At 65.6% G+C, this 21545-nt stretch carries 21 protein-coding genes; 10 read left to right on the top strand and 11 right to left on the bottom strand.

Annotated features, from left to right (window positions below; translation table 11 throughout):
• Positions 1 to 32 precede the first annotated feature (32 nt).
• From ACZ60G_RS01880 to ACZ60G_RS01865, 4 genes are read right to left on the bottom strand one after another with little or no spacing between them, the layout of a single operon-like run.
• A complete protein-coding gene (locus tag ACZ60G_RS01880) occupies positions 33 to 998 on the bottom strand; it encodes a glycine betaine ABC transporter substrate-binding protein (protein ID WP_465806377.1) in 966 nt (321 codons plus the stop codon).
• Positions 995 to 1774, bottom strand: coding sequence for an ABC transporter permease (locus ACZ60G_RS01875; protein WP_465806375.1), 780 nt, complete (start codon positions 1772 to 1774; stop codon positions 995 to 997). Before ACZ60G_RS01875 ends, ACZ60G_RS01880 begins: the two co-directional genes overlap by 4 nt.
• Positions 1771 to 2964, bottom strand: coding sequence for an ABC transporter ATP-binding protein (locus tag ACZ60G_RS01870; RefSeq protein WP_465806373.1), 1194 nt, complete (start codon positions 2962 to 2964; stop codon positions 1771 to 1773). Before ACZ60G_RS01870 ends, ACZ60G_RS01875 begins: the two co-directional genes overlap by 4 nt.
• Positions 2957 to 3607, bottom strand: a complete 651-nt coding sequence (locus ACZ60G_RS01865) for an ABC transporter permease (protein ID WP_465806749.1) — start codon at positions 3605 to 3607, stop codon at positions 2957 to 2959. Before ACZ60G_RS01865 ends, ACZ60G_RS01870 begins: the two co-directional genes overlap by 8 nt.
• A gap of 208 nt (positions 3608 to 3815) precedes the next feature.
• On the opposite strand from ACZ60G_RS01865, the gene ACZ60G_RS01860 reads away from it, so the two are divergent.
• From ACZ60G_RS01860 to ACZ60G_RS01850, 3 genes are all read left to right on the top strand, one after another.
• Entirely contained in the window at positions 3816 to 4421 is a 606-nt protein-coding gene (locus ACZ60G_RS01860; RefSeq protein WP_465806371.1) for a CHAP domain-containing protein, read from the top strand.
• Positions 4422 to 4658: 237 nt separating this feature from the next.
• Positions 4659 to 5786, top strand: a complete 1128-nt coding sequence (locus ACZ60G_RS01855; RefSeq protein ID WP_465806369.1) for a hypothetical protein — start codon at positions 4659 to 4661, stop codon at positions 5784 to 5786.
• A 178-nt stretch (positions 5787 to 5964) separates the two neighbouring features.
• On the top strand, positions 5965 to 6672 hold the full coding sequence (locus ACZ60G_RS01850; RefSeq protein WP_465806368.1) for a DUF1906 domain-containing protein: 708 nt from the start codon (positions 5965 to 5967) through the stop codon (positions 6670 to 6672).
• A gap of 7 nt (positions 6673 to 6679) precedes the next feature.
• On the opposite strand, the gene ACZ60G_RS01845 is transcribed toward ACZ60G_RS01850, so the two are convergent.
• Complete coding sequence (locus ACZ60G_RS01845) at positions 6680 to 7057, bottom strand: hypothetical protein (protein ID WP_465806366.1); 378 nt, start codon at positions 7055 to 7057, stop codon at positions 6680 to 6682.
• A 121-nt stretch (positions 7058 to 7178) separates the two neighbouring features.
• Positions 7179 to 7973: an Rv1157c family protein gene (locus ACZ60G_RS01840; RefSeq protein WP_465806365.1), complete on the bottom strand. Its 795-nt coding sequence runs from the start codon at positions 7971 to 7973 to the stop codon at positions 7179 to 7181.
• Positions 7974 to 8311: 338 nt separating this feature from the next.
• Here ACZ60G_RS01840 and ACZ60G_RS01835 point away from each other — a divergent pair, with 338 nt between their 5' ends.
• Positions 8312 to 9538, top strand: a complete 1227-nt coding sequence (locus tag ACZ60G_RS01835; RefSeq protein ID WP_465806363.1) for a mannosyltransferase — start codon at positions 8312 to 8314, stop codon at positions 9536 to 9538.
• Here the strand turns inward: ACZ60G_RS01835 and ACZ60G_RS01830 are convergent.
• Positions 9477 to 9773: a 4a-hydroxytetrahydrobiopterin dehydratase gene (locus tag ACZ60G_RS01830; RefSeq protein ID WP_465806362.1), complete on the bottom strand. Its 297-nt coding sequence runs from the start codon at positions 9771 to 9773 to the stop codon at positions 9477 to 9479. The genes ACZ60G_RS01835 and ACZ60G_RS01830 overlap by 62 nt on opposite strands.
• A gap of 54 nt (positions 9774 to 9827) precedes the next feature.
• Entirely contained in the window at positions 9828 to 10004 is a 177-nt protein-coding gene (locus ACZ60G_RS01825; RefSeq protein WP_085998628.1) for a hypothetical protein, read from the bottom strand.
• Between the two features lie 153 nt (positions 10005 to 10157).
• Between ACZ60G_RS01825 and typA the strand changes: the two genes are divergently transcribed.
• From typA to ACZ60G_RS01795, 6 genes are all read left to right on the top strand, one after another.
• Positions 10158 to 12056, top strand: a complete 1899-nt coding sequence (gene typA, locus ACZ60G_RS01820) for a translational GTPase TypA (protein ID WP_465806360.1) — start codon at positions 10158 to 10160, stop codon at positions 12054 to 12056.
• A 10-nt stretch (positions 12057 to 12066) separates the two neighbouring features.
• Complete coding sequence (locus ACZ60G_RS01815) at positions 12067 to 13836, top strand: ABC transporter family substrate-binding protein (RefSeq protein ID WP_465806358.1); 1770 nt, start codon at positions 12067 to 12069, stop codon at positions 13834 to 13836.
• A complete protein-coding gene (gene mshB / locus ACZ60G_RS01810; RefSeq protein ID WP_465806356.1) occupies positions 13833 to 14705 on the top strand; it encodes an N-acetyl-1-D-myo-inositol-2-amino-2-deoxy-alpha-D-glucopyranoside deacetylase in 873 nt (290 codons plus the stop codon). Before ACZ60G_RS01815 ends, mshB begins: the two co-directional genes overlap by 4 nt.
• 97 nt (positions 14706 to 14802) lie before the next feature.
• Complete coding sequence (locus ACZ60G_RS01805) at positions 14803 to 16269, top strand: amino acid permease (protein WP_465806354.1); 1467 nt, start codon at positions 14803 to 14805, stop codon at positions 16267 to 16269.
• A 20-nt stretch (positions 16270 to 16289) separates the two neighbouring features.
• Positions 16290 to 16448 (top strand): hypothetical protein, encoded by a 159-nt coding sequence (locus tag ACZ60G_RS01800; protein WP_169338103.1) that lies wholly within the window; start codon positions 16290 to 16292, stop codon positions 16446 to 16448.
• Entirely contained in the window at positions 16445 to 16864 is a 420-nt protein-coding gene (locus ACZ60G_RS01795; protein WP_465806352.1) for a hypothetical protein, read from the top strand. The genes ACZ60G_RS01800 and ACZ60G_RS01795 overlap by 4 nt, the downstream gene beginning before the upstream one ends.
• 76 nt (positions 16865 to 16940) lie before the next feature.
• Here ACZ60G_RS01795 and ACZ60G_RS01790 read toward each other — a convergent pair whose 3' ends face one another.
• From ACZ60G_RS01790 to ACZ60G_RS01780, 3 genes are all read right to left on the bottom strand, one after another.
• The gene (locus ACZ60G_RS01790; RefSeq protein ID WP_465806350.1) at positions 16941 to 18779 is read right to left on the bottom strand and encodes an APC family permease; all 1839 of its coding nucleotides are present in this window, start codon (positions 18777 to 18779) and stop codon (positions 16941 to 16943) included.
• Positions 18780 to 19316: 537 nt separating this feature from the next.
• Positions 19317 to 20867: a PH domain-containing protein gene (locus ACZ60G_RS01785; RefSeq protein WP_465806747.1), complete on the bottom strand. Its 1551-nt coding sequence runs from the start codon at positions 20865 to 20867 to the stop codon at positions 19317 to 19319.
• A gap of 62 nt (positions 20868 to 20929) precedes the next feature.
• Positions 20930 to 21427: a PH domain-containing protein gene (locus ACZ60G_RS01780; RefSeq protein ID WP_465806348.1), complete on the bottom strand. Its 498-nt coding sequence runs from the start codon at positions 21425 to 21427 to the stop codon at positions 20930 to 20932.
• Positions 21428 to 21545 lie beyond the last annotated feature (118 nt).

Raw genomic sequence — 21545 nt, 5'->3', positions numbered from 1 at the left:
TCTGAGCGTGCGAAGTGCACGCTCAGACCCATTCAGCGAGCAGTGACGAACCCTTCCGCCACCATCCAATCCCGCGCTACCTCAGCGGGTTCGCGGCCATCCACGTCGACCTGGCGATTCAATTCGGTGATCGCCTCATTGGTCAGCTTCTTCGATATCGGCGCCATGATGTCGGCGACCTGTGGATGCGCGTGCGCAAAGGACTTCCGCATCACCAGCGCCGCATTGTATTTCGGGAAGAAGCCCAGATCGTCTTTCAGCAGGATGAGCCCGAGCGCCGGAATCCGGCCGTCGGTAGCGGCGACCGAGCCGAACCGGCACTGCTCGGCATCGGCGGTGGCCTGATAGACCACCGCATCCTGCACGATCTGCTTGTGCACCTTGCCGACATCGATCCCGTACTTGCGCGCCATTCCGGGATAACCGTCTTGGCGCACATTGAATTCGGTGCCGACGCACGTCGCGGCGGCGGCCGGATCGGTGGCGATCAGCCGGGCATAATCGGACAGCGTGACGACACCTGTCTCTTTCGCGGTATCGGCGCTCATCACCAGCGCGTAGGTGTTGTTCATGGGCGCCATATCCGTCCACACGATGCCGTGCGCGGCCAGGTCTGCGTCGCGAACCGCCTCGAACTGTCCGACTTCATCCGGAACCGGTGTCTCGTTGCCGAGATAGTTGATCCACCCGGTGCCGGTGTATTCGTAGGAGATATCGATCTGACCGTGTAGTTGGGCATCGCGAACACTGTTGGAGCCCTGGATATTCGTCAGATCCCGGACCTGCGCGCCCGCCGCGGACAGGGCGAATTCGATGAGATATCCCAGGATGTTCTGCTCGGTGAAGTCCTTGGAGCCCACCGTAATCGACACACCGTCGAGCTCGGGCACGGGACGAATACTGCCGGGACCCACCCGCAGCGGCACCGCGCTCCCGGACTGTAATCCGCAGGCGCTCAATACGAATACGGCCGCAAGGCCCAGCACCCACGCCCTCACTTCAACCCCCTCGGCCCTAGGTACTGTTCGGCCAACGCACCGAGCCAGTCGACGAGCAGTGCCAGCGCGACCGCGAGGACGGCCCCGACCACCAGCGTGACGTTATCGCGCAGCTTGTACCCGGTATCGATCAGAATGCCGAGACCACCCGCGCTCACCAGGAAAGATAGCGTCGCGGTCCCGACCGCGAGTACCAGCGAGGTGCGCAGCCCGGCAAGGATATAGGGGACGGCGAGCGGAAATTCGATGCGGCGCAATACCGTCAGCGCCGACATGCCCTGGCCACGTCCAGCATCGATGACCGCGGGATCCACCTGCTGGTAGCCCAGGATCGTATTGCGCAGCACCGGAAGCAGCGAATAGAAGGCGATCGGCGCGACGCCGATCCAGAACCCGGTGGTGCGGGTGGCGAGGTAGAACAGCACGATCAGGCCGATCGCGGGTGCGGCAGCGCCGATATTGGCGATACCCACGAAAAGCGGTGCCAGACGGCGATATCCGGGCCTGGTGAGCAGTGTGCCCAGCGGTACCGCCACCGCGACGACGATCACCACGACCGTCGCGGTGATCAGCACATGCTGCCAGGTGACGGTCGCGATATTGGATACGCTGATACTGGCCTGCTGGGTGACGGTGAGATCGCGCCGGAATGCCCACACCAGCACACCCGCGGTGAGTACGAGCACGAGCGCCGGTTGGACCAGCAGCCGAATGCGTTCGGCCCGACGCAGTGTCGTCGGCGATGCGGTGGCCGGTGCGGTGGTCGCCGTGGTCATGTCGTCGCATCCGTCTCGGCGCCCGCATGCGTGGCGCGCATGGCCGACAGATGGCCGACGAGCGTGTCGATTGTGATCAATCCGGCGTATTCACCGCGCCGACCGGTGACGACCGCGGTGGCGGTCTGTTCGGCGAGCAAGGCCTCCAACGCATCCTGCAGTGTCGATTGCAGTGACAGCTGCTCACCGACCGACGAGCCGACATCGCGCAACGAATTCGCCTGTGCCAGTTGCTCACTCGACACCCAACGCAACGGCCGCTGCTGCGCGTCGAGAATCAGCGCCCATGGCCAATCCCGTCCGGCCAGCGCGGCGCGGAGGCTGTCGACCGAATCGGACTCGGGGGCCGTCGGGCAGCTGCCGAGCTCGACATCGCGGACCCGGGTGAGGGTGAGCTGCTTGAGCGAGGCATCCGCGCCGACGAACCCGGCCACGGTCTCATCCGCGGGATCGGCCAGGATCGCCGCCGGGGTGTCGTACTGCAGAATCCGGGATTGATTGCCTAGCACCGCGATTCGATCGCCCAGCTTCACCGCCTCGTTGAAATCATGGGTGACGAACACGATGGTTTTACCCAGTTCGGATTGCAGGCGCAGCAGCTCGTCCTGCAGCAGGCCGCGGGTGATCGGATCGACCGCGCCGAACGGCTCGTCCATCAGCAGCACCGGCGGATCGGCCGCCAACGCGCGGGCCACTCCGACGCGCTGCTGCTGACCGCCCGAGAGCTGCCTGGGATAGCGGTGGCGGTAGGTATCGGGATCGAGGCCGACCAGCTCGAGCATTTCGTCGGTCCGTGCGGCGACCTTCTTGCGGTCCCAGCCGATCAGGCCCGGCACCGTCGCAACGTTTTTCGCGACCGTCAGGTGCGGGAACAATCCGGCCTGCTGGATGGAATAGCCGATGCCCCTGCGTAATTGGTCCGGATTCACGCCGGTGACATTGCGTCCGCCGATCGTGATGGTGCCCGAGGTCGGCTCGATGAGGCGGTTGATCATCCGCATGGTGGTGGTCTTACCGCAGCCGGACGGCCCGACCAGGACGACGATTTCGCCTGCCGGGATGGTCAGCGAAACCCGGTCGACGGCCGGATCACGTTGGCCCGGATAGTGTTTGGTGACCTCGTCGAGCACGATCTCGACGCCGGATACCGCCGATGCCGTACTGTCGCCGCGGATTTCGGTATCAGTCACGTAGTCCCCTCGAGGTGGTGAGTCGCCCGACGATGACGAAGATCCCATCGAGGATCAGCGCGAGTACGACGATCAGGATCGTCCCGACCAGAGCCTGCGGCACCGCATTCGGACTACCGAGCCGGGCCAGGCCGGAGAAGATCAGATTGCCGAGTCCGGGTCCCTTGGCATAGGCGGCAATGGCCAGAATGCCCATGATCATCTGGGTGCTGACCCGCATCCCGGTCAGGATCGATGGCCAGGCCAGCGGTAATTCGATGCGCGCGAGTACACGGAGCCGATTCATGCCGACCCCGCGCGCGGCGTCCACGATCGCCGGATCCACCGAGGCCAACCCGATGATGGTGTTGCGCAGAATCGGCAGCAGGGCATAGAGCACCAGCGCCGTAATCGTCGGTCCGACACCAAGTCCGAGGAACGGAATCAGCAGCCCGAGCAGCGCGAACGACGGAACGGTGAGGATGGCGCTGGCCAGCGCCGTCGCCACCGAGGATCCGAAAGGGCTGCGGTAGACCAGGATGCCGATCAGCACGGCAACGACCGTCGCGAGCAGTATCGACTGCACCACGGCCGAGACATGCAAATACGAATCGGTGACCAGCTGCGCGCGCCGATGCACCACGAATGTCCACAATGTGTCCAGGGCCGTACCTCCCCGTCGCCCGGTGTCCTCGGAGACTATCGCGCCTGCCGCTCGACCGGGACGAAATTCGCGCGGGCGGCAATTACCAACGGCCACCTTGCCTTCGAGAGGCTGCCCCGCACCCATCCAGTTGAAACCACATCCGCGGGAACCGCGGGGCGGGCCCGTTCGTCCTAATGATCAGGAGTCGAACGCTTGGAGGGGGAGTATGTCGGAGCGAGAGGTGGCCGATCGGCGACGGTATCGGTGGCCGGTGCTGGGCCTGGTGGTGGTTGCGCTGGTCGCGGCAGGTGTGGTCGGGGTGCGCTGGTGGCAGGATCGCGCGCAACCCGCACTCGCCGGTGACCGCCTGACCGCATTTCCAACGATCGACAGGTCCGGGCTGGACCCCACGCAGGGGCGGATCGTCGCGGCTCTCGAACGGGAATTCAAGGCGCAGGGCGACGGTCCGAAGTACAGCGAAGGTTCCGGCGAATCGTGGTGCGCCGACTTCGTCAGCTGGGTGCTGCGCGAGGCGGGCGCGCCGCTGGCCAATCCGAACTCCGGATCGTGGCGGATTCCGGGTGTGTACACGCTGCAGGAGTACTACCAGGGTGCGGGCCGCTTCGCGCCGGCCCGTTCGGGATATCAGCCGCGCACCGGTGACGTGTTGCTCTATGCCGAGGGAAGCCCCTTCAACCAGCACACGAATTTCGTGCTCACGGCCGCGAACGGGACCGTGACGACCATCGGCGGCAATGAATTCGGCGAGGTCGCGATCCATCGTTTCGCACTGCTGGAGGTGCCGGGGGTGGTGGGATTCGGTCGTTTGTGAATAGGGTTGGTACTCAGCCGGTCTTTCTAGTGGCTATGCATTGCCGGCGGGTCCTCCGCTAGCACTTACCATTGACTAGGCGGCGCCCGGCAGCGCCGTCTTTCGGTCCCTGTCCTGCTACCCCCTCATCAGCAGGACAGGGACCTCTTGGTGGGGGATGCCGGCCCGACCTCGCCGAAATCTGCGTCGCGTACCGTGTCGGTTGTCCGTTGAGAGGTTAGGGTTTCGGAAACTCTGATGCTGCCAATCGAGGAAAAGACCGACGATCCCGTGTGGATCGACTACGCCGACTTCGGGGAACGGTTCGTCACCCACGCGGTGACGGCCGAACGGATCGAGGCCGCCGTCTCCGCGATGACCGACCACGGCATCGCAATCGGTCCGTTCTCCCTCGGACCAGTGGGCTTGGCCGGATTCATGGCCGAGGGCAAGGTGGGCAAGCCGGTCATTCTGCGCAACGGACCGCATGTCACCTTCGAGGTGACCGTGCCGCTGACGATGTCGGTGAAGGTGCTGCTCGGCGGGCGGAAAATGCGGCTGGAGGCGGTCGCCGAAATCGATCTCACGCTGCATGCGCGCACCGCGGATCCGCTGCTCATCGTCATCGATATCCCGCCGATCACCTCGCGTGATGTCAGCTTCGTGCTGCGCGCCCAGGCCATCGATTCGGCCTGGGAGTGGTTGCTCGATCCGATCGCCGGGGTGGTGCAGCGCGAGGTCGCCAATCGGGTGAATGCGATGCTCGCCGAACCGCAGGCGCGGCGCGGCCGGGCCTTCGACGTCGAGGCCATCATCAACGGCGTCCGTTCCGAGCACGTCGATCAGGCCGAATTCGACTGGATCGGCTACGACGAATTCGGACATCAGTTCTTCTCCCGCATCGTGACCCGCGATCGGGTCTTCGAATTCGTCGAGCGGATGGCGGGCCGTCCCATCGAGGTCGGGCCACTGCGCGCTGGACCGCGCGACTCCGCGACCGTCACTGTGCAGGGCAATGTCCGAACGCCGCAGCTGACGGATCGCTCGGACGAGCCGGTCTCCTTCGATCTGACACTTCCGGTGAGCCTGGATATCACCGTCGATGTGCTCAAGGCCAACCAGTATCGCGCCGATGTCGAGATTCCACTGGTGCTGACCGCGCGGGCCGCCGATCCGCTGCTGATCGTCATCGATGTGCCGCCGCCCGCGGCCGATGACCTGCGGCTGGAGTTCAAGGCGCGCGGGGTGCGGGCGGCGACGCTCGGTGTGCTGGCCGGTATCAAGAAGCAGGTCGTCGCGCAGGTGGCCAGGGTGGTGCGCGAGGAACTCAGCGACAGTTCGGGTCGCACGATCGATGTCGCGGAGCGGCTCGACAGCATCGCCTAGAACCAGCCCTTGACCAGTGTGGCAAGTGTGATTCCTGTTTCCAGTGGGTCTGGCGGTTCCAGTGTGAATATGGTGAAATAAGTACACGTTCGAGGCTCCCGGCGCGCGAATGAACCTTGGGGAAGGTGCGCCGGGCACGCTACCTGTCCATGTCGGGTTTGCGCGAAGGAGTCCTGCGATGCGTTCCATCTCTGTGTCTCGCCGCCAACTGTTCGCCTACACCGCCGCGGCCGCCGCCGTCGGAGTCGCCGCGCCCCGTGCTTCGGCGGCCGGTGTGCTCGGCACCCTCGTCGACTACGCGGGCGGTGTTCCGTCCGCCGGCGCGATCCTGGATGACGGTCACCTCGGCGTCATCCGTTACGTCTCCGATCGTCGTCCGGGCGCCGAATGGATGGAGGGGAAGCCATTGCGCGCCAAGGAGGTCGATCAACTGCACGCCGCCGGGCTGACGATCGTGTCGAACTACCAGTTCGGCAAGGGCTCGACCGCCGACTGGCGTGGTGGCCTGGAGGCGGGCAAGAAGCATGCCGATCGCGGCCTGGAACTGCATCTGGCCGCGGGCGGTCCGGAGAACAGGCCGATCTACGCCTCCATCGACGACAATCCGACCGCGGCCGATTTCGCGACCATGATCGCGCCGTACATCCTCGGCTGGGAGTCGGTGCTCGGCAAACAGAACGTCGGCATCTACGCCAATGCGCCGACCATCGAACTGGCACGCGCCGCGGGCCTGGGTTCCTGGTACTGGCAGCACAATTGGGGCACGCCCAAGGGGTTCGTACACCCGTCCGCGCATCTACACCAGATCGAGATCGACAAACGCGCCATCGACGGCATCGGCGTCGATGTCAACAACATCCTCGCCGCCGAATACGGCCAGTGGTGACGGTGCGTCAGGTCTGGCAATGGCAGGTGGGCGCCAGGCGAAGTTCGGGTTCGTCGTCGGGAACCACGCGGAGCATGGGCCGGTTGTCGGGTGCCTCGTGGTCGCCGCGCCAGGAGAACAGTGACCAGCGGGAGATGCCGGAGAAGGCGGAGCCGAGGCTGCCGATGGAGAAGGACGAGATCACCGAGCCGAAGGATCCGACGGCCCCGATGGACAGTATCGAGCCCACGCTGCCGATCGAGAGGATCGAGTAGGCCGAACCGATGGACAGAATCGAGCCTTCCGAACGGAAAGACAGGATCGATCGACGCGAACGCCTGCTCCGGATCGAATGACCCGGATGGATCGAGGGACCGGACCGAAGCGAATCATCGACAGTCGCCATGACTTCGGTCTACCACAGTCCCTTCATGACGGCGCGCTATCGCGGCGATTCGCACCACGTGTGTCGACAAAGAGCGAAGCCCGGTGCCCCCTCAGGGGGCACCGGGCTTCGAAAGCATCAGCTAGGCGACGGTGAAGAAGCCGAGCGTCGGCAGGAACGAGCAGGTCCGCGGATCGGCGTCATCGGCCTTGGTGGTCAGCGAACCGCCGACGACCGCGACGACCCGGCCCGAGCCGGTGTTGACGATCGCCGAAAGTGTGGCCGGGCCGTCCGGGTTGATATGCGCCTCGTCGGTCAGCGCCTGGACGCCGGACTGACGGGTGTCGAGATTCAGCCACTGGACCGTCATCGGGGGATTCTGCTCCGGCGTCGGCGACTTGGTGCCGAGTGCGGTGAATACGAATCCGGTCTGACCGGCCTGCGGTCCCGGCGGCGGCAGCTCGGCCGGGCCGGGGACAGCCAATGCGGTGCCGATCGAATCGGCACCGGCAGCGATGCAGCCCTTGCCGATGGTCGGGTAGAGGAACTGGGAGATGGCCGGGCCGCCCTGCGGGACCTCCGGGCCGCCGCCACCGCTGCCGTCCAGGAAGGTGATGATCCGTTCCAGCGTGGACTTGATCTGCGGCGGCAGGTTCAGCGCGTTGAGCAGCGCCCGGACCTGGTCGAGGATGGCGTTCTTCGGGGCATCCGCGATGGGCTTGGCATCGGCGGGTCCGGCGATGGCGCCGACGATGGCCGGGGCCAGCGAGGCGAGTGTATCGATCGGGACGCCCTCGGGAACCATCGGAATGGTGTTCCTCGGTGCAACGGGCGCGGGGGCCGGTGCCGCGACTGCCGTCGACGGCGCAACGAGCGACGCGCTCGCTGCGATGGCGAGCGCGGACAAGGCGATCCGCGATCCTCGGGTGCGAAGCACTGGTCTAGCCGTCCTTAACCTCGGGTACATCACAGGAGCGATGCAAAAAGCCATCGTTTCGGGGTCACTCTAGGGACATGACCGCCGTGTTGTACAGCCGCCGTGCCCCTACTTCTGTTGTGGACGATCAGTGTTATCAGACGCTATCGCTTTTCCGCTGTTACCAGAGTGAAAGGTGATGCAAATGTTATCAGTGATAATCGGCGGTTGCGGTACGCAAGATACCTTCTCCAGGTTCGACGCGCATCCCGGGGTGGGTCCAGGGGATTGATGGGATCTCTCACGGCGCCGGTTAGGCTAGTCGCAGCCTTCCCGGAACCGACTCGAAAGCCTGCGAATTGAACCGAAGTCTCCGATTGGCTGTGCCGGTGCTCGGTCTGTCCGTGTTGGCCAGGCTGCTGTGGATGCTGCTGACGAAGAACGGCATGAATCTCGTCGATCTGCACGTCTATGTCGACGGTTCGGCGGCCCTGCTCACCGACCGCCTCTACGACTTCACCTACGCCGAGAAGACCCCGGACTTCCCGCTGCCGTTCACCTATCCGCCGTTCGCGGCGCTGGTCTTCTTCCCGCTGCACTATTTTCCGTTCACCGTGATCGCGGTGCTCTGGCTGCTGGCCATTGCCGTCGCGCTGTGTGTAGTGGTGTGGATCGCCTTCGAATTGATCCTCGGCGCGGAGCGGATGCGCGAGCCGCGGTGGCGCACCGCCGCGGTCTGGTGGACCGCGATCGGCATCTGGATGGAGCCGGTGCGGACCACCATCGACTACGGCCAGGTCAATGTCTTCCTGGTGCTCGGGGCCATGCTCGCGGTGCGCAGTTCGCGATGGTGGCTGTCCGGCGGCCTGATCGGTGTGATCGCGGGAATCAAACTGACACCGGCGATTTCGGGGCTGTACTTCGTGGCGCGGCGGCGGTGGGGGACCGCGGTGTGGTCGGCGGTGGTTTTCGGTGCGACGGTCGGGGTCAGCTTCCTGATCAACCATAAGGAGGCCAAGCGGTACTTCGGCACGCTGCTCGGTGACGCGGATCGGATCGGTCCGGTGGGCTCGGTCTGGAATCAGTCGCTACGCGGTGCGCTGAGCCGTCTGCTCGGCCATGACGTTCAATCCGGGCCGTGGTGGCTGGCGGCTGTTGTCGTCGTAGCCGTCCTGGCCTTCTTCGCTTGGCGCGCACTGGGTCCCGACGATCGGTTGGGCACCCTGATCATCGTGCAGCTGTTCGGGCTGATGGTTTCGCCCATCTCGTGGTCGCATCACTTCGTGTGGCTGCTGCCCACGGTGATGTGGTTGCTGTACGGGCCGCTGCGACAGGCCCCCGGCGCTCGGATACTCGCCGGATATTGGTTGGTTACCACCCTTGTCGGCGTGCCGTGGGTGCTCTCGTTCGCCCAGCCGTCGATCTGGACCATCTCGCGGCCGGGGGTCCTGTCCTGGCTCGGCGCCGTGGACGTGCTCGGTGTGCTGGTGCTCTACGGCTGGGTGATCTGGTCCGGGCGCATGGTCAATCGGATTGCGCCGCAAGCCGATCTATCTCGCGAGCCAGCGACACGTCCAGCGCGGTGAGTCCGCCCGAGTCGTGGGTCGAGAGGGCGAAGGTCACCCGGCGCCAGCGGATATCGATATCCGGGTGATGATTCGCTTTCTCGGCGACTTCGGCGACCTGACGCACGAGTTCGATGCCCGCGGGAAAGCTCGCGGCCTCGATCGTGCGGGTGATGGTGTCGCCGGACCGGGTCCAGTCCGACAATTCGGTCAAAGCTTCGGTGAGTTCTGCCTCAGTTAGTTTGGGAGCGCTCATACCCGAGTTGTACCCCCATGGCCGCAAAGGCATCAGGGAATTCGGATTCGTCGCTCAGGCGGCGCGGGCCTTCTTGAGGCCCTTCTTCAGTTCCTTACCGCAGCAACCGGCCGCTTCCAGGCGTTTCATCCGCATGATGACAACCGGGCACTTCAAGCAGCGCGTCTTCTTGCGACAGCACTTCTTCTTCGGTTTGAGGCTAGAAACCTTCTTCGCCTTGACCTTGCCCATGATTGGTTAGCATACCCTTAGCGGAGTGCGCGGTCTGCGGGCCGCTCGGATGCCGGTACTGTGTAACTGGCCGCAATGCCCTGGTGAGTTTCGATTCTCCACCTATTTGCAGGGGTCGGCCGGCATCTATACCAACAGCAGGAGGATTGAGGCGTGTCGTCTGCACGCGATTTTCGCAACGTCGCCATCGTGGCCCACGTCGACCACGGTAAGACGACGCTGGTCGACGCCATGCTGCGCCAGTCCGGCGCCTTCGCCGAACGCGCCGAGCTCGTCGATCGTGTGATGGACTCCGGTGACCTGGAGCGCGAGAAGGGCATCACCATTCTCGCCAAGAACACCGCGGTGCACCGGCATCACCAGGACGGTTCGGTCACCGTGATCAACGTCATCGACACCCCCGGCCACGCCGACTTCGGTGGTGAGGTCGAGCGCGGTCTGTCCATGGTCGACGGTGTCGTGCTGCTGGTCGACGCGTCCGAGGGACCGCTGCCGCAGACCCGCTTCGTGCTGCGCAAGGCGCTGGCCGCGAAGTTGCCGGTCATCCTGGTGGTGAACAAGACCGACCGGCCCGACGCCCGCATCGAGGAGGTCGTCGAGGAGAGCCACGACTTGCTGCTCGACCTGGCCTCCGATCTGGACGACGAGGCCGCCGAGGCCGCCGAACTGGCGCTGGACCTGCCGGTCCTCTACGCCTCCGGGCGTGAGGGCAAGGCATCCAAAGAACGTCCCGAGAATGGCAGCGCGCCTGCCGCGGAGAACCTGGACGCCCTGTTCGACGTGCTGCTGGAGAACATCCCGGCGCCCAAGGGCGATCCGACCGCACCGCTGCAGGCGCACGTCACCAACCTCGACGCCTCGGCCTTCCTCGGTCGCCTCGCGCTGGTCCGCATCTACAGCGGCGAGTTGCGCAAGGGCCAGAACGTTTCGTGGATGCACGGCGACGGCGTCAAGCAGGTCAAGATCACCGAACTGCTGCAGACCATCGGTGTCGAGCGTCAGCCCGGCGAGGTCGCTGAGGCCGGTGACATCGTCGCCATCGCGGGCATCCCGGAGATCATGATCGGCGACACCCTCGCCGACATCGACAATCCTGTCGCGCTGCCGCGCATCTCCGTCGACGAGCCCGCCATCTCGGTCACCATCGGCACCAACACCTCACCGATGGTCGGCCGGGTGCAGGGCCACAAGCTGACCGCACGCATGGTGAAGTCGCGCCTGGACTCCGAACTGGTCGGCAATGTCTCGCTGCGCGTGCTCGATATCGGCCGCCCGGATGCCTGGGAGGTGCAGGGCCGCGGTGAGCTGGCGCTGGCCATCCTGGTCGAGCAGATGCGCCGCGAGGGCTTCGAGTTGACCGTCGGCAAGCCGCAGGTGGTCACCAAGCAGGTCGACGGCAAGGTGCACGAGCCCTACGAAGAGCTGACCATCGACTGCCCCGACGAGTACCTCGGCGCGATCACCCAGCTGCTGGCCGCCCGCAAGGGCAAGATGGTCCAGATGAACAACCACGCCGCCGGTTGGGTGCGGATGGAGTTCATCGTTCCCTCGCGCGGCCTGATCGGCTTCCGCACCGACTTCCTCACCGAAACCCGCGGCACCGGTATCGCCAACGCCGTCTCGCACGGCTACGCACCGTGGGCCGGTGAGATCCGCGCCCGCCACACCGGTTCGCTGGTCTCCGACCGCGCGGGCTCGGTGACCCCGTTCGCCATGATCCAGCTGGCCGATCGCGGTCAGTTCTTCGTGGAGCCGGGTGCGGACACCTATGAGGGACATGTCGTCGGCATCAACCCGCGCGCCGAGGATCTCGATATCAATGTCACCCGCGAGAAGAAGCTGACCAATATGCGCAGCTCCACCGCCGATGTGATGGAGACACTCGCCAAGCCGCTGCAGCTCGACCTGGAGGCGGCGATGGAGTTCTGTGCCGCCGACGAATGTGTCGAGGTCACGCCGGAGATCGTGCGGGTGCGCAAGGTCATCCTCGGCGCCACCGAGCGGGGGCGCGAACTGTCGCGACGGAAGGCACGGGACCGGGCTGCGCTGTAAGGCAAGTAGAGTGCGGCACGTGAGCTCGGGGGCGATACGACGCGCGTTGCTGATCATGATGGCGGCCTCCTCCGTGGTGCTCGCCGGCTGCACCGCGAATCCGCCACCGCCGATCGAGAGCACCGACAGCCCGAAGACGACACCGGCCAAGCCCGGCAAGAACACCGTCGTGGTGGCCATCGACGACATCGGCATCGGGTTCAATCCGCACCTGCGTTCCGATCAGTCACCGGCCACCGCCGCGGTGAGTTCTATGGTGTTGCCGAGCCCGTTCCGGCCGGTACCGCATCCCGGCGTGCCCGGGGCCACCGAATGGGTGCCGGATACCGCGCTGGTGGTCTCGGCCGAGGTGACCGCGCAGGAGCCGTTCACCATCACCTATACGCTGCGCAACCAGGCGAATTGGTCCGATGGCGCGCCGATCGCGGCGGAGGACTTCCGGTTCCTGTGGCAGCAGATGATCAGCCAGCCGGGTGTCGTCGATCCGGCGGGTTATCGGCACATTGCCGATATCAGCTCCTCCGGCGGCGGCAAGACGGTCACCGTCACGATGACCGAGCCGTATCCGGCCTGGCGTGAGCTGTTCACGAATCTGCTGCCCTCGCATCTGATCAAGGATCAGCCCGGCGGTTTCGCCACCGGTCTGGTCGAGGGAGTTCAGGTGTCGGGCGGCAACTTCCGGATCAAATCGACCGACCGCGGACGCGACGAGATCCTGCTCGAGCGCAACGATCGGTACTGGGGTACGCCCGCGGCTCCGGATCAGATTCTGTTGCGCCGCGGCGGAACTCCCGCGCAGCTGGCCGATTCGCTGCGCACCGGTGACGCGCAGATGGCGCTGGTGCACGGTGGTGTCGCGACCCAGGCGCAGCTGGCGGCGATCCCGTCGGTGCGCACCGTGATCATGCCGCAGTCGCGTGAGCTGCAGTTCGTAATCAATGGGCGCAGTGGCGATCTCGGCGATCCGCGGGTGCGTCGCGGGGTGACCGCGCTGATCGACCCGACGCTGCTGGCCACCGTCGCCGGGCAGACCGGCGGCTGGGTCGAGCCGGTGCGCGCGCAGATCCTGACACCGTCGGATCCCGGATATGCGCCGACCGCGCCGCCGCGACCGTCTGCCGAGGAGGCGTTCGCGATGCTGGCTGAGGCGGGTTACGGTCGGGCGCCGGAGACGCCGCCGGTGCAGTCGCCGACCTCACCCGCACCGCAGCCCCGTTCGGTCGCGAAAAACGGTAAGGCACTTGCGATTCGGATCGGCGCGGTAACCGGTGACGCCACCGCGCTCGCCGTCGCCAATACCGCCGCCGACCAATTGCGCAGTGCCGGAATCGATGCCAGCGTGCGCAGTCTCGCGGCCGATACCCTCTACGGCAAGGAACTCACCGAGAGCGGCGTGGACGCCATCGTCGGCTGGGAGGTCGCCGGTTCTGATCCGGCAACCGTGCTCGCATCGCGTTACGGGTGTCCGCCAGTGGATACCGGTGCCGCCAACGGGGATTCGCAGACCGCCATCGAGGCGGCCAAGAAGGCGCCGAGCAATTTGTCCGGCGTCTGCGAGCCCGGACTGCAGCCCTTGATCGACGAATCGTTGCGGGGTGTAGAGGTCGGCCGGGCGCTGGCCGATGCCGAGCCGCGGCTGTGGGCATTGGCGACGGTGCTGCCGATTGTGCAGGACAATGTGGTCGCCGCATCCGGCCCGCGCGTCGACGGTGCGTCGTTGAGCGGTGCCATTCAGGTCGGCATTTTCGGTGATGCGGCGATGTGGCGCAGGATCCCATGACCGGTGGACTGCTGCTGGTGCACGCCCACCCGGACGACGAGTCCATCACCACCGGGGGCACCATCGCGCACTACCGCAGCCGCGGCGTACCGGTGACGGTGGTGACCTGCACCCTCGGTGAAGAGGGTGAGGTGATCGGCGACGAATGGGCACAGCTGGTCGCCGAGCAGGGCGATCAGTTGGGCGGCTACCGGATCGCGGAGCTCACCAAGGCGCTGACCGCGCTGAAGGCCGGACCGCCGCGGTTTCTCGGCGGTGCGGGCTGCTGGCGCGACTCCGGTATGGCGGGCACGGCGGCGGCAGAGAATCCGCGGGCCTTCGTGCATTCCGGTGCCCCTGCGGTGGAGGCACTGACCGCGATTGTGCTGGAACTGCGGCCCGAGGTGGTGATCGGCTATGACCCACGCGGCGGTTACGGGCATCCGGACCATATTCGGGCGCACTGGGTCACCTCGGCGGCGGTGACCGCGGCGGCCGAGCAGGGCTGGGACACCCCGAAGTTCTATTGGACGGTCACCGACGCCGATATGTTGCGCCTGCACACCGAGGCGCTGGCGCGGCGGACCGTGGAGGGGTTGCCCGGCGCATTGCCGCGCGGCTGGCGGTTGCCCGCCGCGGGAGAACTCGCGAGCGTGCCGAGTCATACGGTGACGACCACCATCGACGTATCCGATTCGCTGGCAGCTAAGCGGGCGGCATTGCGGGCGCATGCCACGCAGGTGACGGTCGCGCCGTCGGGGCGCGAGTTCGCGCTGTCCAATAATGTTGCGCAGCCGGTACTTCCGGAGGAGCACTTCATCTTGGTCCGTGGTCCGCGCGGTCCGGTCGGGGCCGACGGGCGTGAACACGACTTGTTCGCGGGCCTGTGATTTCTGATCGTTGCCTGAGGGTTGCTGTCGTTGCCGTTTTCGGCGGCGAGTACCGTCTTTGTGATTTCGGACATCGGTGTGGAGGGTATAGCGGTTCATGACAGCGGTCGGCGACAAAGCTCACCTCAGCATCGAGGATCACGGATACCACAAGAGTCTCAAACCGCGTCAGCTGCAGATGATCGCTATGGGCGGTGCGATCGGCACGGGTCTGTTCCTCGGTGCGGGTGGTCGCCTCGAGAGTGCGGGACCAGGTCTTTTCGTGGTCTACGCGGTCTGCGGGGTATTCGTATTCTTCATTCTGCGCGCGCTCGGTGAGCTGGTGCTGCACCGGCCGTCATCCGGTTCGTTCGTTTCCTATGCTCGCGAATTCTTCGGTGAGAAGGCCGCATTCATCGCCGGATGGATGTATTTCCTGAACTGGTCGATGACCGGTATCGCTGACACCACCGCGATTGCCCAATATTTTCACTACTGGGCCGGATTCACTCATGTTCCGCAGTGGGTGCTCGCGCTCATCGCGCTGGTGCTCGTGCTCGGGGTCAATCTGGTCTCGGTGAAGTGGTTCGGTGAGATGGAATTCTGGGCCGCGCTGGTCAAGGTGGCCGCGCTCAGTGCGTTCTTGATCATCGGCACGGTATTCCTGATCGGCCGATTCACCGTCAAGGGTGCGGCGACCGGTCCGAGCGTCGTCGCCGATCACGGCGGACTGTTCCCGACCGGGATCCTGCCGCTCGTCGTGGTCACCTCGGGTGTCGTATTCGCTTATGCCGCTGTGGAATTGGTGGGCACCGCGGCGGGGGAGACGGAGAATCCGGCGAAGATCATGCCGCGCGCGATCAATTCGGTGATCTTGCGGATCGCGGTCTTCTACGTCGGCTCGCTCGTGCTGCTTGGACTGCTGCTGCCATACACCAGCTATAAGTCCGGCGAGAGCCCGTTCGTCACCTTCTTCACCATGCTCGGGGTACCCGGCATCGGCAGCATCATGAATGTCGTCGTGCTGACGGCCGCCTTCTCCAGTCTCAATGCGGGCCTGTATTCCACCGGGCGCATTCTGCGGTCGATGTCGATGAACGGCAGCGCGCCCAAGTTCACCGGGGTGATGGGCGGCAACGGTGTGCCCTACGGCGGCATCATGCTGACCAGCCTGATCGCGCTATGCGGTATCGCACTCAATGGCATCGTGCCCGAGCGCGCGTTCGAGATCGTGCTGAATATGGCCTCGCTCGGCATCATCGCGTCCTGGGCCACCATCGTGCTGTGCCAGTTGCAGCTGTGGCGCTGGTGGAAGCAGGGCAAACTCCAGCGGCCGCAGTTCCGCATGTGGGGTGCGCCGTGGACCGGCCTGATCACGCTGGTATTCCTGTTCTTCGTGGTGGTGCTCACCGGCATCGACTATCCGGTCGGCACCTGGACCGTCGCCTCGCTCGTGCTGCTCATTCCAGCGCTGATCATCGGCTGGTTCGCCGCCCGCAAACGGGTGCTCACGATCGCCCAGATGCGAAAGGGCTATACCGGAGAATTCCCGGTCGTCGCCAACATCCCCGTTGAAGGCGAGTGATTTCGGCTTAGACTCCGATCATGTACAACTGGGATCTGCAGAACGCCATCGCTGCCTTCGTGGACAGCCTGCGCCCTGGCGCGCAGCAACAGCACGACCTCTACATGTCGGTGCTGTACGCGTTCGTCGATATGCAGAGCCACCTGCTCACCCTCCTCGGTTTCCCGCCGGTCGCGTGAGGGTCACTTTCGACAAGGCTCCGGACCGCACCGACGGTGCCCATGACACTCTGCCCTTGGGGCCGGTAATCATCGCCGTCTTGGTCCTGGACGCTCTGATCACCCTCGCCCTCGAGGTCCTCTACCTCCCCACCTATATCAACACCGTCGCCTTCCCCCTGTCCGCAGTGCTGGCCGGTGTGGTCAACGTCCTCCTGGTGATGGGAGTCCGCTCCATAACCCATCGCGTAGGCGCGATGTTCCTCCCGGTAGCCGCCTGGACCCTCGGCTTCCTGACCTGCTCCGTAACCGGCCCCGGTGGCGACATCATGCTGGGCAGCGACTGGCGCACCCTGCTGCTTCTTTTCTGCGGATTGGTCCCGCCGCTGCTCTACATCTACATCCGAACAAACGCGGGGTTGTTCAGCACCCGCTGAGTCCTGTTGTCGCTATGGGGATTCGGACTGCGGGACGGCTACGGCGATGATGTCGGTGTACGGGCGCAACGTGGGCTCAGTCGAGGCGAATGGCCAGGCTGGCGATAACGGCGTCGGTGCGGGCGCGGAGGGTGGCGGCCAGGACGGGGCCGCGGGGGTTGTGCAGGGGGCGGTGGTACCAGTGGGCGGCTTCTACCTGGGCCAGGAGAACGGTGACTCGGCGGCCGGTTCGGGTTTGGGCGTGGACGTAGCCGACGAGGGTGGTGATGAGACTGCGGTGCGGGCTCGGGAGGACGGTGAGAGGTACACCCGGATCCCACTGCTTCCACTGGGCGCTGAGTCGCCGAGTAGCGGCGTGGTCGATTTCGGCTGCGACGGCGACGATTTCGCCGTCGAAGGCTTGGGCCGTGCGCAGGGCACGGGCGGTGATCTCGCTGACCGCGACCACCGGAACCACGATGAGCATCGGTTCCTGATCCGGGGATTGTGGTGGGAGGAAAGGGATTCGGCCGAGGCTGAGTTGGTCGGCGACGCTGCGGTAGTAGTTTTCGGTGCGGGCGAATAGCGTCATCAACGCGGGCACGATGATCAGCAGTAGCCACGCGCCTTCGTTGAACTTCTCGATGAGCAGAACCACCGCGGCGACGGCGGTGAGCAGCGCGCCGAAGCCGTTGAGAATGGCGCGCGGAATCCAACCGGCTCCACGCTGCTCGCGCCAGTGCCGCACCAGCCCGGTCTGGCTGATGGTGAAACCGATGAAGACGCCCACGGCGTAAACCGGTAGCACGCGGTGGGTTTCGGCATGCACGACCAGCAACACCGTGGCGGCCAGAATGGCAAGGGCCGCAACGCCATAGCGAAACACCGGGCGTTCGGAGCGCAGCGCGAACAAGTGGGCGACCCGATGATCCTTCGCCAGCAGCGACAGCAATACCGGCAGTCCGCCGAAGCTGGTATTCGCGGCCAGGCACAGCGCGAGTGTGACGGCCAGACTGGTCACGTAGAACGGCCACCCGGTCCCGAATGCCGCCGCGGACAATTGCGCGATCAGGGTGACATCGCCGCGCGGCACCGCGTGATGGCGACGGATGAGCAGCGCCAAACCGAGCAGCATCGTGCACAGCAGCACGCCGAGCGCCACCTCGGTGTGCTGGGCCCGTCGCACCGCGGGCGACCGGAACGACGGCACGGCATTGGCAATCGCCTCGACGCCGGTCAGTGCCGAACACCCGGCCGAAAATGCCTTGAGCAGCAACAGAATTCCGACGGTGTCGTACGGAACGAACGGCTCCAGGTCGGTACCGATCACCGCGACCGGTGTCGCGCGGAACAGTCCGACCACGATCACGGCGAGGATCGCGACGATGAACAGAAGTGTCGGCCCCATCAGCACTTTCGCCGACTCGGCCACCCCGATCAGATTGATCACGGTGAGCAGCGCCAGTCCGCTCAGCGTGATCAGCAGCAGATGATCGGCCAGCACCGGAAACGCGCTGGCCAAACTGGCCGCACCGGCCGCGAGACTCACCGCGACGGTCAGCACATAGTCCACCACCAGACTCGCCGCCGCGAGCAGACTGGCACCGCGCCCGAGATCCTTCTTCGCCACCGCATAGGACCCGCCGCCATCCGGATGTACAGCGATAACCTGCCGATACGACAGCACCAATACCAGCAACAGTGCCGCGATCGCCAGCGACACCGGCAATGTCCACGACACCGCCGCCGCGCCCGCCGCGACAAGAACCAGCACGATCGCCTCGGGACCGTATGCCACGCTGGACAGCGCATCCAGCGATAACGCCGCCAAACCGCCGCTCGCGGTCAGTCGATATTTGTCGCCCCGCTGCATCCGCCGCACGCGGCGATCGGCGATGGGCAACTCCCGCGTCGGTGATATCGGGGTCTCGACCACGGTCACCATTGAACTCGGCGCGGTGTCAGCAATCGATCAGCGACACTGCGCGAGTCGGATCGGCCCGGTCGCGCTCTATTCTCGGAGCGAACGGTCTCAGACACTTGGGCCCGCATTGCGCCGGGCGATGGGCGCCGGATTCGCACCTGGATTCGATCCGGATGCCACCGGACCGGGCTGGTCTCAACTGCGTTCGGATTGCCGCGCAATGTCCTGGCGCGCATATCGCGCCGTCCTGGTGGCGCGCCCGCAGGCGGTGGCGGCACGGCCGCTGGATGCCCAGATCCACGCTCTCGGCCTGCCCGCCTTGGTAGTTCACGGTCGACACGACAGTCTCTACGGCTGGCACAACACCATCGACCGATACGCCGCCGCAGGCGCACGCATCGAGACTATCGACACCGCAGGCCACTCACCCAACGTCGAAACACCAGACCGGGTGGCCATCGCACTTCGCGACTTCCTCACCGACCCGCGCCGATCCCGCACGCAACCTGACGCATACCCATTGGCTGTGCGTGAACTCGATCGGCGGGGTCAGCGGGTGCCCAGGCGGCCGGGGGTTGCCGATTCGATGAGGTCCCAGGCTTGTTCGAGCGGAATGTCGACGACGAGGTAGCGCTTCTTACCGGCTGCGGTGGCGGCAACCACGGTGGCGATGCCGGAGCGTCGCTGCCAAAAGGATTGGCGGACAGTCCAACCGATGATGCCGGGGGCCTCGAGACAGTCTCGGTCGCGGTCGAGCGAGCCGGATCGGGTGATGAGCCAGGCCGGACTGCTGTCGGTGGCGGGCAGCACGGCGTGACCGAGGCCGCGGTAACGGTCGGCGGCCAGCGCGGCGGCGGCCAGGGCCGGGAGTGCGGGCAGCAGCCACCACCATGGTGAAAAGTGCTCTCCGGCAAGGGAAATGTACAGCATCGCGATCGCGAGGAGCGCGATCGGGCTCAACGCGCGGGTATACCGGCGGCGGCGCGCGATCGGACCGTGCGCGATCAGCGGTGCGGTGCTCACCGTCGCGCGCGGGGTGTGGCCGGTCAGCCCCTGTTGCGGTGCTGGGCCCACTGGATCTCCGGCCCGTGGGACTTCGTTCGTGGCACCGGGACGTCGGGCACCTCGGGGTACGAGCAATTCCGCGAGGGTGCGTTCGATGGCGGAGCGCGGCGCCTGGGGCAGGATTTTCTGGCGCGGGCTCTGGCCGGTCATGATGGCTTCGAGCTCGGCGGCACCGGCCATGCGGAGCAGCAGCGGCTCGTTGACGGTCGCGCCGCGGAAACGAGCCAGATCCAGCGTGATCTGTCTGGTCGTGAACAGTCCGTGGCGCAGCTGCAATGTGCGGTCGTCATCGAGCACCCGCAGCCCGAAATACGTTGTCAGATAACGTGCGCAGGCCGCGAGGCTGACGATCACCACGATCGCGACAACCAACAGTGCGATGGCGACGGCGATGAGGGCCGCACTACCGTCCTCGATGCTGTGCACCGCGTGCGAACTGACCACGATCTGGTCGAACCCGTACTGAATTGCCAAACCGACAATGGGTGCGATGATCGCGAAACCGGTGAGCGACAGCGGCGCGTAACGCACCCAGCTCGCTCGCCAATGACCGATCTCGCGGGCGGTCCCGGACACCGGCCGGTCTTTCCTTAGGTCGGGAACCTGTTGTCCGGCAGTAGATTCCGGCGAACCGGCGGTATGGGCGAGCAGCGCCGTCCGCAAGTCCGGCACCACATCCGCGTCCAACGCGTCGAGCTTGAACGTCTCACCCGAATCCGCGTGCTGCCCGGTGCCGATCGCCAACACCGCGAGCCCCAGCATCCGATGCAATAGATCGGCTTCGATATCGACCGACCGGATCCGCGACCGCGGTACCGACAGCTTCTTGCGCTGAATCAACCCGGTCCGCAACTCGACGTCTGTCGGTCCGACCCGATAGGTGGTGGTGAACCAGCGTGTCAGCGCGAAGCCGACGATCACCGCCAACGCGACCAGCCCCCAGACAGGATTACCGGTATTGGTGCCGAGGATCACCGACCCGATCAGCACCGGAATGAACCGCACGACCTCGTTGACGGGGTGTACCAACAACATTCGCTTATCCAGCCGCAACCACGGCTGCTCCGTCTCCGACGCGAGATCGGCCGCATACGAACTCACGTCGCGTCCCCGCGGTGCAACGCGGCGATCTCGGTCAACCGCGTGACGGTCTGTTCGGCGACCGGCAGATCGAGCGCGGAGATCCGCACCGCGCCGGCCGAGGACGCCGTCGTGACGGTCACCGTCGCCAGCCCGAGGAATCGCTCCAGCGGCCCGCGCTCGGTATCGACGGTCTGCACCCGGGAGATGGGCGCCACCCGGCTCTCCACCGTCAACCAACCGACCCGGGTGTACACCGCCTCATCGGTCACCTCCCACCGATGCACCGCGAACCGCCACAGCGGCACCACCCCGATGCTCACCGCCGCGAGTACGAGCGCCACCGCGAAGACCACCAGCTGCGCACCGCGATGCTCGGAATCGACGACAACCCACAAGATCAGCGCCACGACCGGAATCACCCAGCCGACCGCGGCCTGAATCGTCCATAAGAGCTTGGCCCTGGTGCTCGGACGCCAGGCCGGATCGGCCATGATCGTGCGCGGCTGCGACATGCTTGCCATGGTTCCACGTCACGGCGCGGCCGTCTCCATCGTCGGCCCCGACCCACCTACCTGCACGGGAATAATTCGCCCGGACGTACCGGAATACTGCGTGAGACCGCAGAGTTAT

Source organism: Nocardia sp. NPDC102475 (assembly GCF_055584605.1).
The sequence above is the reverse complement of the archived record's forward strand: the minus strand, read 5'-3'. Positions and strand labels throughout refer to the sequence as shown.